Here is a 14317-nt window from a genome sequence, read left to right on the forward strand (position 1 = left end):
GCCTCCTATGCTTTTGCTACGAGTTTTTCGTATTCGGGGCTGGTTTCGCCCAAAACGAGCTTTGTGCCGTCTATCTTAAATGGAGGTATGTCAAGCGGTCTTGGCGGCGGTCCGTAGGTCTGAATTCCATCGACATTGAATATGCCGCCGTGACAGGCGCAGATGAATTCTTGCTTGCTGGCTTTGTATTCGGGGATACAGCCCAGGTGTGTGCAAAGTCCGATGAGGACGATATATCTAGCGTCGCCGACGACGACATCGCGCTTGTCGTTTGCAGCCATGTTTGCGCTCTTTTTCAGGATGAAAATAGGCTTTTTGCGCCATTCGACCTGTCTCATCTCTCCCTCTTTCATCGGGCTTAGATCGACCGTCGTAAAACCCGCCGCTTTCACGCTAGGGAGCGGATCCCAAGTCTTTTTAACGGCTATCAGCGAGAGTGCGCCGCCCACAGCCGCGACCGCACCGAACGCAAGACCGATAAAATCTCGTCTTTCTTGCTTTACTGACATTAATTTCCTTTCTATAATGAAATTTAAACAATTATACTGTGCTAAAATTAAAAAAGTATAATTTTGTGTTATTAGAATTTTGAAACAAATAAAAATTTAGACTTTGTTTCAAAAGGTATCAATGCTTATACGCTATTGCGACCAAAATCGAGGAAGCGGCAAGACTTAGAAAATATTTAACGATATTAATAATATGTCTCATTACTTTATAAAAGATTAATATTTTGTGAATTATAATTTCTCGTCAAATTTAAACCAAAGGCAAAAAATGTGTAAATTTCAAATGTCTTTAGCGGCTTTACTGCTAATGGGGGGGGGTAGCGGCTACCTTTTAGGTGACGAAGTAAAGGACGTCAAGCTTGATGAGGTGGTCGTCAGTGCGACCGGTTTCGCACAAAATATCAAAGACGCGCCCGCGTCTATCTCGGTCATCAACCAAAAAGAGATCGAAAAGAAAAATCACAAAGACTTAGCAGACATCGTAAAGGACTCTCCGGGCGTATTTGCCGCACCTAGAAACAGCTCTATGAAGGGCAAAAGCGACATCAGGATGCGCGGCATGGACTCAAAATATACTAAAATTTTGATCGACGGTCGTCCGATCTCAAATGAAAGCGGCTTTCCTGGCTTTGGCTCGCAGGGCGGGATTCAGGGCTTTTTACCACCTGCAAACACCATCCAAAGAGTGGAAGTTATCAGGGGTCCGATGAGCTCGCTTTACGGTACTGACGCGATGGGTGGCGTCATCAACATCATCACCAAGGGCTTTTCAAACGAATTTACAGGCAATATAAACAGCTACTACACGCTAGCAAAGCATAAAGATATAGGCAATGACTACTCCACGGGTATCTATCTAAGTGGCGCGTTAATTCCCGATGTCTTGGGCTTTTCGCTTTACGACAGATATTTTCATAAATTCGAGGATAAATACGACTACGAAAATCCAAAAAATTCCGAACAAAACTACGGTGCAAAGCTCATTTATAACGTTACTGATGACGATGCGCTGGTACTTGATCTAAAGCGTGCCAAAGGCATCAATACAAGGACGGTCGGCAGGACATCGTACCTTGGCTACAAGTCGCACGAAAACGACGAAAATACGCAAATTTCACTCTCTCATAGTGGCAGATACAACGACAAGCTAGCCCTTGATACCTACATCATGCAAGACCTCACAAAATCAGACTCCGACCACGCGCAAAACGATATAAAGCTGCGTTCCAGCGTTTTTAACTCTCAGGGCTCGTATTTTTTCGACTCGAACACCTTAACACTTGGCGTGCAGTATCGTCATGAAAAGATCGACTATAAACAAAAGTCAAAAAGCCTCGTTGATGACAACAGCCTATCACGCTGGGATTTTTCTATATTCGGTGAGGATGAGTTTTACGTCACTGACGCACTCACGCTATTAGCAGGGCTAAGATACAATCACGACAAAGACTACGGCGGGCACATCGCGCCGCGCGGATATATCGTCTATCATATAAACGATAACTTCTCGCTAAAAGGCGGCGTTTCGGCCGGATACTCTACGCCAAATATCGACGATAGAGCCGATGGTATAACTATACCGATCAACCAAGGGCGTGGCATAAGGCTAGGCAGAAGCAGCTTAAAGTCGGAGTCCAGCGTGAATTACGAAGCGGGATTTTCATTTGACAACAATCAAAATTTAAAATTTTAGGCGATGGCGTTTCACACCGACTTTAAAGATAAGATCGACGACGCCGTATTATGCGGTGGCTGGGGAAGCGGGGCTAATTTTTACAATCCCGCCACTTGGACTTGCACCTACAAAGGTAAGACCTATTTTTCTATCTATGAAAAGGTAAATGTCGGCAAGTCCGAGATAAACGCCGTAGAGCTCACCGCTGACTGGGATATCCTCCGGGATTTAGCCCTTCACACAAACTACACCTATACACAGTCAAAGCAAAAAAGTGGCTCCAACGAGGGTAAATCTCTAAACGATCTGCCACGTCATATGCTAAAAACAGGGCTTGATTACGACTTTAATAAAGAGCTAAATTTCTGGGCGCAGGTCGATTACATAGGCAAGATCAAAAACGGCGTAAATTTAAGCACGAATTCTTACACATTGACCGATATCGGGGTGAATTATAAAATCACCAAAAACGCGAGTATAAATTTTAGCGTCTATAATCTTTTCGATAAAAAGCTCATAGATCAAAAGCCGGTCAAAGCGATCGTGATGGACGGACGCAAATTCCAGCTTGGCTTTAACGTAAATTTCTAAATTTAAAGGGTGGGCGTGAGGCGGATCTTTAAACGCGGTAAATTTTGCTTTAACGCTCATCTTATCCTAGCTCTCGTCTTTTCGCTGCCGCTTTTGGTGGTGGCGATCTCGGGCGCGCTACTTTCATACGCGGATGAGATTTCAGAAGTCTTAAACCGCGAAAATTTGACGCTAAATTTAGCCCGAGGCGTCAGCGATCCGCCAAAAATTTCAGAAATTTTAAACCGCTTCGGCGAGAAAAACAGGGATTTTTCTTTTAAAATTTTGCTCGTTAGAAATGGCTTAAATTTAGCCGCCGACGTTTATGACGCAAATTTCGACGCTTTTTTGATAGATCCTTACACGGGCGAGATGATCGGTGCGGACGCGGGCGATAAATTTGAGAAAATTCTCGTAAATTTACACGTAAATTTAGGCTTTGGGCTGATAAACGGCGAGCTAGCCACGCTTGGTGAAGACATCGTGCTACTTGCCACTCTGGCTTTATTTTTGCTAGCACTTTCTGGCATCTGGCTATATTTTCCGTTTTTTAGGCGGAGCGCAAGGCTTTTTATCGGCAAAAATTTATACAAACTTCACGGCTCGCTTGGCATTTACGCTTCGGCGGTGCTCGTTTTAGTGACGTTAAGTGGCGTTTATCTCAGCTCGCGCACGGCGTCAAATTTCATAAACGGCGCTTTTGATCTGTCCGCGCCAAAAAGCGACTTCGTCCCGCCCGAGGCGAAAAAGGTCGCACAGCTAAATTTAAGCGAATTTGACACGGCGGAGCGAATTTTTAGAAGCGAGGTCGGCGAAAATTTCGAGGAATTTAGCCTATTTGCGCAAGGAGAGGGCAAATTTAGGATCTTTTACGTGCCGTTAAATGAAACCGACAAAGAAAACGTAGGTGAGATTTTGATAGACGCAAGAAACGGCGCACTTTTAAAGCGCGTGCGAGCTAGTAGCGGCGGTAAAGACGCCCTTTGGCTACGAAAAACGATGTTAAATTTACACACGGGGCGCAGCTTTGGCGAGGCGGGCAAATTTATCTTTTGCATCGCATCTCTTTTGGTCGTAGTTTTTATCGTAAGCGGATTTTTGATGAGTTTGAAGCGCCTAAAAGGCAGAGTGAGAATCGGCTAAATTTATGCACCCGCTTGTACAAAGCTACTAAAATCAGCGCATGTCAGGTGATCGTAAAAGTTGGTAAAGCCAAATTTTAGCACTCTAGTGGGTATTTATTGTTTTACAGCACTCCGTTTTCGTTTAGAAATTTTTGCCATTGGCTAGCTTTGTATTTACCCTCATTGAGCCCTTTTACGAATTTCATAAAAACACTCATCTGCTGCGGATCGGCATAGCCTTGAAACGCGAAAATTTTGTTGTAATCTTTATCAAAGATCATGACGCAAGGCGCGGAATTTACGTAAAGATAGTATTTTAACTCCTTCGTGCTCTTGGCTCTTTTATCGTTTGCAAAGATGTAGCTTTTGTCCTCGTTTATGTCAATACGATAGATATTAAAATCACCCACCAAATTTAGTAAGCGTTCGTCCTTTTCAAAGTCATTTTTTAAAATTTCGCAGTAGCCGCAGTCTTTGCTCTCAAATATCAAGACCATGCCTTTACCGTCCGCAGCAAGCCTCGTTAAATTTTGCATATCGGCGCAAAAGGCAAGACAAAGCGACGCGAGAAAAAGCGCAAGAGCTCTCATCTGTCCGCCTTTTTAGTCACGTCGATGCCGTTTTTTATGTAGTATTGCCTTAGCGCCTCATAAATTTCGCCGTTTTTCCTATTCTTGCCTTCCCATATGCCACTTTTGATGAAATTCATAGTCTGTAAAAACTGCTTTGGCGGCATGTATCCCGGCACGATCAGGATGGTTTTGCCTCTTTTGTCGCAAAAGATGATACTAGGAGTCGCGTCGATAGCGTAGATAGATAGTAGCGTCTTCGTATCTACGTCCATAAACTCGCCGTCGTGGTAAAATTTATGATTTAAATTTTTATGCGCCTTTAGATAATACGACGAAAATTCATTTTTCAGCTTTTCTTTAAGCTGCGTCGATGCGTTTATGTCGGACTTTAGCTTGTCGGTGTAGGGATCGGTATTCGTGCCAAAGATGATTATCATTGGCTTATCAGACGGCGCTATTTTGGCTACGTCTTTAAAGACCTCGTTTATGACGGCGTCATTTTTATCGTAGATGACGGGCTTTTGTTTTACGAGCTGATCCGCCTGCTTCGTGGTTTGCTGTGTTGCTTTAACGTCGTTGCAGCCCGCTATCAAAATGGCTAGCAAAACCGGTAATACGCCTAAATTTAGCTTCATATCTCTTTCCTTGAAAAAGGGAGCGCACGGCTCCCTTTACATTATTTTTTGACCTTGGCGGCTTTGGTGGCCAGCTCGTTCATCTTTTGGACGTGCTCGTCGGCGTTTAAGGTCTTGTTCGTGCTGAGGTTGTCCCAAATTTCCTTTTTAGACATATTTTGGTGACATCCTATGCAAACGCCCACTTTTTCGATCTTGTCTCTTTGTGCCTTGTCAAGCGCTCTGGCGTCTGGCCAGTGAGTGCCGACTGATTGAAGCAGCTTGCCGTCTCTGGTAACGACTTGCGATAAGTCGTAGTTTAGCCCCTCGATACCTTTTAGCTGAAGCGCCGTGTGCTCGGTCGCAAATTCTTTCGTGCGCAGATCTTGGATATCCAGGTGCAAGTCTTTATCCGCATCCGTCATATACTGCCCGTCATTTATACCATATCCTATGGCTTTAGGGTCGGAGTGGCACGACTCGCAAGTCCTTGCGACCTTACTTATAGTGTGTGGCTGAGTAGGCGACATGTCAGGCGGTAGCATAGCTCCGTCGTCGGCGACTTTTGCGCGTTTGTTTAGCGTGACCGTTTTGCCGTCAGGTCCTATGATGCTGTAAATGACTTGGCAGCCCGGGATTATCGGGGTTATGAGACCTTCGCCATTTACGCCAAGAGCAGGGTTTTCCCACCTGGTGTATGTCCTTGACTGACTAAATGTTCCAAAGAGTTGATTGCCCTTAGCCCCGATAGTAGATTCGCTCGTTTCGCCGTTTGCAAAGTGGGTTGAAGCCGAGGCTATCCAGTCGGTTTTGGTTTTGCCGGAGCCATAGTCCATCTTTACGTGGCAGCCGTAGCATTGCGGCGCCCAAGTAGCGTGGCAGGTGTAGCACTCCATTTGATTCATATGAGCTTTTACATCATTCATCGCGACATAGGCGGCTTTTGACTTGCAAATTTTCTTTTGGACCTGATTTTTTACGAGCGGCACTTCAAGGTCTTTTCCGCTTGCAAGGTGAGCGATGACCTTAGTTTCGCCCTTTACTTTTACGACGTTGCCTAGAGGATTGCCCCTTGCAGAGAGTAGATATCCGCCCTCTTTGTCATAGACCGTTCCTTGTTTCATCCAATCTTGTAAATTTTGAGCCAGACCTCTTGGCTTGTCAGATGTTTTGATCTTGAAATTCTCGCCATATCCTAGCCTTAACTCCCACGGGAATTTATCATTCGTGCCGTGGCAGTCGGAGCACTCGATCTCCACTTGTGCCAAGGTCGTTCCAAATATCGTTCCGTCGCCATGCACGTCGATCGAAGTGTGGCAGTCTTGGCAGGTCATGCCCGCTTCAAAGTGCAGGTCTTCTTTGATGTGTTTATACTTTGAGCCGTGATATGCGTCTTGGTCTTTGACTCCGTCTTTAAACGGCGTGCCGTAAGGCTGCTCCATGAGTCCAAGATAAGATACGCCGATCCTCTTGCCGCCGCTGTGGCAACTGCCGCAGGTAACCGGATGGATACCGCTAAATTCTACGCCCTTTGCGGTTTTTACCTTGACCTCTCTGCTTGATTGCATTTGGTGAGTCAGCAAGTGCCCTTTTTCGCTCTTGTCGATGGTCGGGTCTTTGCCCTCGTAAAACGCCTCTATGCCGTAAGGTATATGACAGGCCGAGCATCCCATACCTCGCCAATCGCCCCTTATCTTCCTGCCCCTTACGCCCACGTGACAGGCCTGGCAGCCCGAGCGCTGATAGGTGAGCGAGGCCATATATGAAATTTCATCTTCGCTCTTGCCTTTAAAATCATCCGCCCCCTGAGGCGCAAGTGGGATTTGTTTAAGCTCGGTCGGGAACTGATTTGGATATTTGTCGATTAGGCGCACCATATACTCTTTGTATTCTTTCGTGCCCCACGCAGGCTCTTTGCCGTCCTCGTCCTTGACGGCGTGGTTGCCATATATCACTTTTTGTGATTTTTGACTTCCCCAGGAGTGTAAATTTCCTTGAATTTTACCGGCCTCGGTCATCATCAAAGACTTTTGGACGTTTGCTAACGTATCTGCGTGACACATCCCGCAGGTTTTATCGGCTATCCAGATGGAGCCCGGGTCTCTTACAAAGTCCTTTAACCCGCCCGGATGAGCCGCAGGAGCGCCCTTGTGAGCTTCCTCGAAAGTGCCTTTATCCGGATCGCCGCCGTGGCACACCGCACAGCCTCCGCTGTCGTTAAATGCCTGCCCCATGGCGAGAATTTGCGCCATCATGTCCGATTTCGCATCTCTGATGGACTCGATACCCTCATGGCATTTGACGCAGCTATCGCCGCCTTCGACGCTTTGAACCTGCATCTTTTCTTTCGGAGCGTCCATGCTCTGCGCCCCAAAAAGAGGAGATGCGATCAAAAATAAAGCGCCAAGAAAGCATCTTAAAGCCATATTTTTCATCTGTTCCTCCTTGTGAAAATTTATTATCGAAATATTAAAATATCAAAGTGCTTTAAAAGTGCCTCGCTCAAATTTCGCCGAGCACTTTTAAAGCACTTTTACTATCTATAATATGGCTAGTAAAAAATGTGCTAAAATTTTTACTAAAAAGAGGCTAGGAGCGGGGCATGAAAATACTTCTTCTTGAAGATGATCAAATCATCTGCGATCAGCTGAAAAACTACTTCGAGCTTGAGGGGCACGAGCTAGAATTTTACGCTAACGGACAGGAGCTTTTAGACAATGCCGTTTTGTCAAATTTCGACATATTTTTATTTGATATAAATACGCCCATCTTAAACGGCTTTGAGACCCTAAAAGCGATCAGAAAAGAGGGCATCGATACTCCGGTCATTTACGTCACCGCGCAAAGTGATCTTGAGCACGTCAAGCAAGGCTTTGATCTAGGTTGCAACGACTATATCAAAAAGCCCTTCATGCTAGAAGAGCTTGAGATCAGGATAAACAACATACTTTATAAAAACGCCGATCACGACATGGTGAAGATAACGCGATCTTACAGTTTTAACGTCGCCAATATGACGCTCTTTTGCGATGGCGCGCCGGTCGAGCTGAATAAACAAGAAAAGAAGCTCTTATATATTTTGGTAAAAAATATCGGGCTTACGATGAGCCCCGAGGTGATAAAGGATTACGTTTGGGAGGATAAGGACGTCTGCGACAATACTCTAAGGACGCAGATAAAAAAGATCAGAGAAAAACTGGGCGAAAATTTCATCATCAACGTAAGAAACATAGGATACAAGATAGAAAAATATGATCGAATTTAAAAAACTCTCCAACCAAAAAAGAAATTTCAGTATCAAGCTCTTCGTCTCGTATATCGTATTTACGGTGATCTTGATGGCCTCGATAATCGGCATCCATATCTACTTTTCATACGATCTAAACTACAAAAAATTCGAGCGCGAAATCTCGATGCAAAGCAGCGACAAGATAATGAAAGCTCAGGCCTATCTAAAATCCAAAGAGGGCGCGATAAAAGCCGTAGCGGCGGATAAAAAATTTTTAGAGTGCGTAAGCGGCGATCAAGATTATCTAAATCTGCTGTTTTCAGCGATCATGCAGGCCAATAAAGACTATACGCGTATCGTCTATGTCAGCAAAACCGGATATAAAATTTTAGGGTATGAGCGAACGAGCGAAGGATGCGAAGCTTATAAAATTTCAAAATTCAAAGAGGAATTTCACTCAAATAAGGCGAAAGAGGGAGAGATAGCCTTAAATTTCAGGCTTGACGAGAAATTTAAAAGACCATCTCTCAGGCTTGAGGTACCGATATACGCGGACGATGAATTTAAAGGCGAGCTCGTTATAGACGCCTTTATGGATGGCTTTATCGATAGTCTCACGATGTCGATGATCTACGATGTGTTTTTGATCGATAGCGAGGGGTATTACATAAAGCATAAAGATCCTAAATTCGACTGGTCGCTTTACGCCGACAAAAGAAAGATAGAAGATGACTTTAAAAAGGAGCTTGCGGGCGAAATTTATCGCTCCGGTGCGGACGGTTTCATATATGAAAACGTATTTGTTCAGCCGTTTTTCATCGGCAAGCAAAAATTTTACCTTGTTATGGAGGGCTCGAAACCTAGCCTAAACGACATGGAAAACAACAAAATGATAGCCTCCATCCTCATTTTTGCGACCATTATGTCGGTCATTTTCACCTTCGTTTTGACGAGGCCTATCAGAGGGATCTTTGCCGCAGTCGCTAAGCGTGCCGACGAGCTTGACGAGCTGGCTACAAATTTAGACAACACGATCACTCTAAAGACGCTTGAGATCGCTCAAAAAGATAGGCTCTTGCAAAATCAAAACAAATTTGCCGAGCTTGGCGAGCTCATCGGCAACATCGCTCATCAGTGGAGGCAGCCGCTTACGAGACTTTCCTTGATACTGCAAAATTTAAGAGCCTTTAAGAGAAAAAACAAGATGAGCGACGAGAGCTTTTACGAGGCGGTCGAAAATTCGCTCCGCCAGATAGAATTTATGACGAGCACGGTAGAAAATTTCAGGAATTTTTATAAAAAGGACGATGCAAAGAGAGAATTTAGCGTAAAAAGCGCGGTAGAGGACATCCTGGGCATCATCGGTGCGATCATCGAGCACAGCCACATAAGGCTAGAAGTATCCTGCGCGGAGGATATTTTCATCCTTGCAAACAAGAACGAATTCTCACAAGTTTTGATGAATATCCTCATAAATGCAAAAGACGCTATCGACGAAAGAGCCCTTAAAAACGGGCTCATAAAGATAACCGCCACGAAAAAAGAGGATGAAATTTTAATACAGATCGAAGATAACGCCGGCGGCATTGACGCCGCGATAATGCAGAAAATTTTCGATCCTTATTTCACCACCAAAAAAGACAAAGGCACGGGCATAGGCCTATACATCGCAAATACGATCGTAAAAGAGAGGCTTGGCGGCTCTTTGAGCGTGCAAAATACAAACGACGGAGCGGTATTTAGGATAGTTTTAAAGGGCTCTTTCGTTCAAAACGACGTAGATGACGAGGTCGTCTCGTAGTAATTCCTTTGCTTTAAAAGCTCGTTTGGTAGCACGCCGAATTTTGCTTTAAAGATCTTAGCAAAGTGCGGTGCACTCGCGTATCCGACCATATTTGCCGCCTCTTTTACACTGATGTCGTTTTGGTTTAAAAGCTCTTTTGCAACGCCCAGTCGCTCGTTTGCCAAAAGTGCGTAAATGGTCGTTCCAAAGTACTTTTTAAAGCTCGTTTTTAGCTTGAATTCGTTCGTTGCGCAAAGGCGTGCGAGCTCTTTTATTGACGGAGGATTTTGCAGGTCGCTTAGTAAAATTTGCCGTGCTTTGTTTAAAATTTTGACCTCATCTGCACTAAATTCGCCTCTTTCATCACTCCTAGCCTCACCAAAGCATCTATAAATCATCTCTAGAATTTTAGCCTCCATGAAGATCTCTCTCATCTTCCCACCATAAATTTTAGAGCTTGCAAGCTCTTTTAGTATCAAAATTTGCATAGGAGCTGCTTTGAGGTTTTTTATCGCCATGCCGTTTTTACAGTCTAAATTTTTAAACGCCTCTATCTGATCGGCAAGAGCTTTATCCATAAATATGCATTGCCCGCCGTATCGCTTGTTTTGATACTCGAAAACACCTGAGAATTCGCTATTTACTCTGCCTATCCAAAACTCACCGCCGTTTAATACGAAAGAGCTTTGACCGACTTTGAAGCACAAGGGATCTAGCGTATCGTTGAAAAATAAAAATGCGTACTCAAGCCCCTTTTCGTGATAACGCCTTATGTGGTCGTTGCATAGGATGTCGCTCTTACAGTAGCCTATGTCGTCTCTGTTTGCAAAAAGCTCGACCTTGCACCTTTTGTCGCTATCTTCAAACACTCGTTCGATATATTTTTGATTGGGTCCTGCGTTTAAAATATCTTTAAAATCCATTTTATCCCTCCAGCGTTTGAATTTTATCCCTGCGGTGTTCAGATAGTATTGATAATAATTATCTCATTATAGTAAAATGAAATTTAAATTTTTATAAGGGGTTTTCATGCGTAAAGGGCTTAAAATTTCACTTGCGCTTTTAAGCGTGACGAGCGGATTTGTTTATGGCGACGAGCCGACCGAGGTGAGACTAGATGAGGTCACAGTCGTGAGCGCGACTGGATTTGAGCAAAACATAAAAGACGCGCCAGCCTCGATCTCTGTAATCACGCAAAAGCAAATCGCTAAGAAAAATCACCAAGATGTCGAAAGTATCGTAAAGGACGTGCCTGGCGTGTTTGGTATGACTTTGGGCGCGGCGAGCAGGCGCGGTATCACGGTGCGAGGCTTTGGGTCGCGATACACTAAGATTTTGATCGACGGACGTCCAGCGACCAGTGATAGCGCATATAAGGGGCTTAGGGCTATTGGTAGCTCGCAAAATTTCTTACCGCCTGCAAACACCATCGAGCGCGTCGAGGTCGTACGAGGCCCGATGAGCTCGCTATATGGCACGGACGCGATAGGTGGCGTCATAAATATCATCACCAAGGGCTTTTCAAACGAGCTTACTGGCAACGTAAATGGATACTATACATTTGCTAAACGAAGCGAGATAAAAAACGACTTTCAAACGGGCTTTTATCTAAACGGCGCACTCGTGCCAGACGTGCTTGGCGTGGCACTTTACGGCAGATATTTTAAGAAATTTGAAGATACGCTAAGCTATGGCAACAGGCAAAACAGCGATGAAAATTTTGGCGTTAAATTTATGTATAACGCCACGCCAAATGACGAGATCACGCTTGATCTAGCAAAGATCACCAATAAATACAAAAGAACGGTGGGCAGGACGCTGGGGGCTACTGGCTCAAACAACGATGTCGCGCGCGAGGAGATGAAGGGCTTTACCGCCTCGCTCGCGCACACTGGCAAATACGACAAGCTCCTGCTAGAAAGCTACCTGACGCATGATAAAATGAAAGAAAACGGACAGCAAAATTTGACGCTAAAAACCACGACGCTAAACTCAAAGGAGACATATTTTTTTGACTCAAACACCCTAAGCCTTGGCGGTCAGTTTAGACACGAAAAGCTAAACGAAAAGGCGACCACAGCGGACGCGGCGAATGTAAAGAGGCATGATTTTTCGGTATTTGGTGAAGATGAGTTTTACCTCACGGATAGGCTAAATTTAACCGCTGGCGTGAGGTATAATCACGACAAAGACTATGGCGGGCATGTCTCGCCGCGCGCTTATGTGGTCTATCATCTAAACGAAAATTTTTCATTTAAAGGCGGCGTCTCCACTGGCTATGCGACCCCCGACATCAAGCAGCGCACCGACGGGCTTGCACTGCCATTTGCTGGTGGCATGGGCGCGCAGCTAGGTAGGAGCGATCTAAAACCAGAAAGCAGCGTGAGCTACGAAGCTGGCGTGGCGTATGACGATAATGAAAAATTTAGCTTCGCGCTCATGGGCTTTTACACGAGGCTAAAAGACGGCATCAGCACGCAACGTATCTGTGTCCCGCGTCCTGGCACGCCGTGCGTGCATAATGGCAAAATTTACGCAAGGGGTATCTGGGATACGATAAACATCGGCAAGGCTGATATAAAGGGCGTCGAGCTATCATCGGGATGGCAAATTCTCTCAAATTTAGCGCTAAATTCGAGCTATACTTACACCCACTCGGAGCAAAAAACAGGCAGTGAAAAGGGCAAAACGCTAAACAACCTGCCCGTGCATGTCCTAAAAATCGGGCTTGACTACGATGCGAGCAAGGAGCTAAATCTCTGGACACAGCTAAACTACATGAGCAAGTCGCGCGATAGCCTAAGCTACGACGAGGATATACGCTCGTATGCGCTGTTTGACGCGGGTGCGAGCTACAAACTAAGCAAAAATGCGAGCATAAATTTTAGCGTTTATAATCTTTTCAACGAATTTGTCACGACGCGCTCTGGCAGATATGACCTGCTCATCGTTGATGGCACGAAATTCCAACTTGGCTTTAACGTAAATTTCTGATGGCAAATTTGACGCTTTTAAAGAAAAATAAATTTTGGTTTAATCTGCATCTTGTTTTGACGCTGATTTGCTGTGTGCCGCTAGCCATCGTCGCCGTGACGGGAGCGATCATCTCCTATCACGACGAGATCATTGACGCGCTAAATGCCAAAAACTCGCACGTAAAAGCAGCTTTGCCTAGCCGGATGAAAGTAAGCGAAGTGCTGGCTAAATTTAGCGCGCAAAATGGGGAATTTTATCTTAGCTTTATCGGACGAAAGAGCGATAAAGACGCGGCTATCGTCATCTCTGGCGTCGATAAAGAGGGCAAATTTGACTCATATTTTTTAGATCCATTCACGGGCGAGACGCTGGGCGAAAATTTTGGCAATAAATTTATCGGGCTTATCTTAAATTTACACGTAAATTTAGGGCTTGGGCTAAGCGGGAATGAAAATTTAAGACTAATTGGCAAGCACATCGTGGCGGTCTCGACTGTCGCGCTCATCTTGCTTTTAGTCTCTGGCGTCGTCATCTACTATCCAAATTTTAGGCATAAATTTACCCGCGCGTTTAGGATAAATTTACGCGCCAGAGGCTACACGCTGCTTTATCAGCTACACGGCAGCCTTGGTATGAGCGCGGCGGCGGTGCTTTTTGTCATAAGCGTGACGGGACTATATTTTTCCTACGAGTGGCTGGCGAGGCTCACAAATAGGGCGTTTGGCGAGGAGCAAATTTATAAAGCGCCCAAATTTACGCAGGCTAAGGGCTTTGCGCTAACGAACGCCCAAAAGCTAAAAGAGCTTGACGCCATTTTTGAAATATTTACAAAAGAGCGCGGCGAAAACTACGAGATGTTTAACGTGATGATCCCGCCAAAGGGCGAAATTTACAGCCTTCGCTACACCGATAAGGACGCGGCGGACGACACGAAATTTAGCATGATGAGTATTGATGTGCGGCAGGGTAAAATTTTACGCCATACAAGACATGACGACGCGCAAAATGCTATGCCTAGGACTTTTTTGCTACACAAAAATGTGCTAAATTTACATGCTGGATATACCTTCGGCGAGGCGGGTAAATTTATCTTTTGCGTCGCGTCACTTTTGGTCGTGGTTTTTATAGTGAGCGGATTTTGGATGAGTTTGAAGCGGATACGCAAGAAAGACGTGCTCCGATAAATTTAAGCTATGCCACAAGCCAATGCTCGGCAAATTTCATGGCAAAATCTTAGGCGTACTTGCCTACGCTTTAAAGCTAAA

General features: G+C 45.0%; 10 protein-coding genes and 1 pseudogene. 6 read left to right on the top strand and 5 right to left on the bottom strand.

The genetic code is table 11. From position 1 onward, the window contains the following. Positions 1-5: 5 nt before the first annotated feature. A complete protein-coding gene (petA, locus tag CCVT_RS01530; RefSeq protein ID WP_018137519.1) occupies positions 6-509 on the bottom strand; it encodes a ubiquinol-cytochrome c reductase iron-sulfur subunit in 504 nt (167 codons plus the stop codon). Between the two features lie 307 nt (positions 510-816). On the opposite strand from petA, the pseudogene CCVT_RS01535 reads away from it, so the two are divergent. Both CCVT_RS01535 and CCVT_RS01540 read left to right on the top strand, forming a co-directional pair. Then, a pseudogene (locus CCVT_RS01535) lies at positions 817-2775 on the top strand (TonB-dependent receptor domain-containing protein). Between the two features lie 15 nt (positions 2776-2790). Then, positions 2791-3897, top strand: a complete 1107-nt coding sequence (locus CCVT_RS01540; protein WP_018137520.1) for a PepSY-associated TM helix domain-containing protein — start codon at positions 2791-2793, stop codon at positions 3895-3897. Positions 3898-4000: 103 nt separating this feature from the next. Here the strand turns inward: CCVT_RS01540 and CCVT_RS01545 are convergent, their stop codons facing one another. The 3 genes from CCVT_RS01545 to CCVT_RS01555 are packed head-to-tail and all read right to left on the bottom strand — an operon-like array spanning position 4001 to position 7499. Continuing rightward, a complete protein-coding gene (locus CCVT_RS01545) occupies positions 4001-4468 on the bottom strand; it encodes a thioredoxin family protein (RefSeq protein WP_009650670.1) in 468 nt (155 codons plus the stop codon). Next, complete coding sequence (locus CCVT_RS01550; protein WP_009650732.1) at positions 4465-5085, bottom strand: thioredoxin fold domain-containing protein; 621 nt, start codon at positions 5083-5085, stop codon at positions 4465-4467. Before CCVT_RS01550 ends, CCVT_RS01545 begins: the two co-directional genes overlap by 4 nt. Before the next feature lie 41 nt (positions 5086-5126). After that, positions 5127-7499 carry a hypothetical protein gene (locus CCVT_RS01555; RefSeq protein WP_009650743.1) on the bottom strand — a complete coding sequence of 791 codons (2373 nt, stop codon included), beginning with the start codon at positions 7497-7499 and terminating at the stop codon, positions 5127-5129. 167 nt (positions 7500-7666) lie between these two features. Here CCVT_RS01555 and CCVT_RS01560 point away from each other — a divergent pair, with 167 nt between their 5' ends. Together CCVT_RS01560 and CCVT_RS01565 are read left to right on the top strand one after the other, a co-directional pair. Next, positions 7667-8329, top strand: coding sequence for a response regulator transcription factor (locus tag CCVT_RS01560; protein ID WP_011991827.1), 663 nt, complete (start codon positions 7667-7669; stop codon positions 8327-8329). Continuing rightward, on the top strand, positions 8316-10094 hold the full coding sequence (locus CCVT_RS01565; RefSeq protein ID WP_018137521.1) for a sensor histidine kinase: 1779 nt from the start codon (positions 8316-8318) through the stop codon (positions 10092-10094). Before CCVT_RS01560 ends, CCVT_RS01565 begins: the two co-directional genes overlap by 14 nt. On the opposite strand, the gene CCVT_RS01570 is transcribed toward CCVT_RS01565, so the two are convergent. Continuing rightward, a complete protein-coding gene (locus CCVT_RS01570) occupies positions 10061-10999 on the bottom strand; it encodes a helix-turn-helix domain-containing protein (RefSeq protein WP_009650677.1) in 939 nt (312 codons plus the stop codon). The genes CCVT_RS01565 and CCVT_RS01570 overlap by 34 nt on opposite strands. A 106-nt stretch (positions 11000-11105) precedes the next feature. On the opposite strand from CCVT_RS01570, the gene CCVT_RS01575 reads away from it, so the two are divergent. After that, the gene (locus CCVT_RS01575; RefSeq protein WP_018137522.1) at positions 11106-13070 is read left to right on the top strand and encodes a TonB-dependent receptor domain-containing protein; all 1965 of its coding nucleotides are present in this window, start codon (positions 11106-11108) and stop codon (positions 13068-13070) included. After that, on the top strand, positions 13070-14236 hold the full coding sequence (locus CCVT_RS01580; protein WP_018137523.1) for a PepSY-associated TM helix domain-containing protein: 1167 nt from the start codon (positions 13070-13072) through the stop codon (positions 14234-14236). The genes CCVT_RS01575 and CCVT_RS01580 overlap by 1 nt, the downstream gene beginning before the upstream one ends. Positions 14237-14317 lie beyond the last annotated feature (81 nt).

Origin of the sequence: Campylobacter curvus (assembly GCF_013372125.1) — a bacterium.
Classification (GTDB): Bacteria; Campylobacterota; Campylobacteria; order Campylobacterales; family Campylobacteraceae; genus Campylobacter_A; species Campylobacter_A curvus.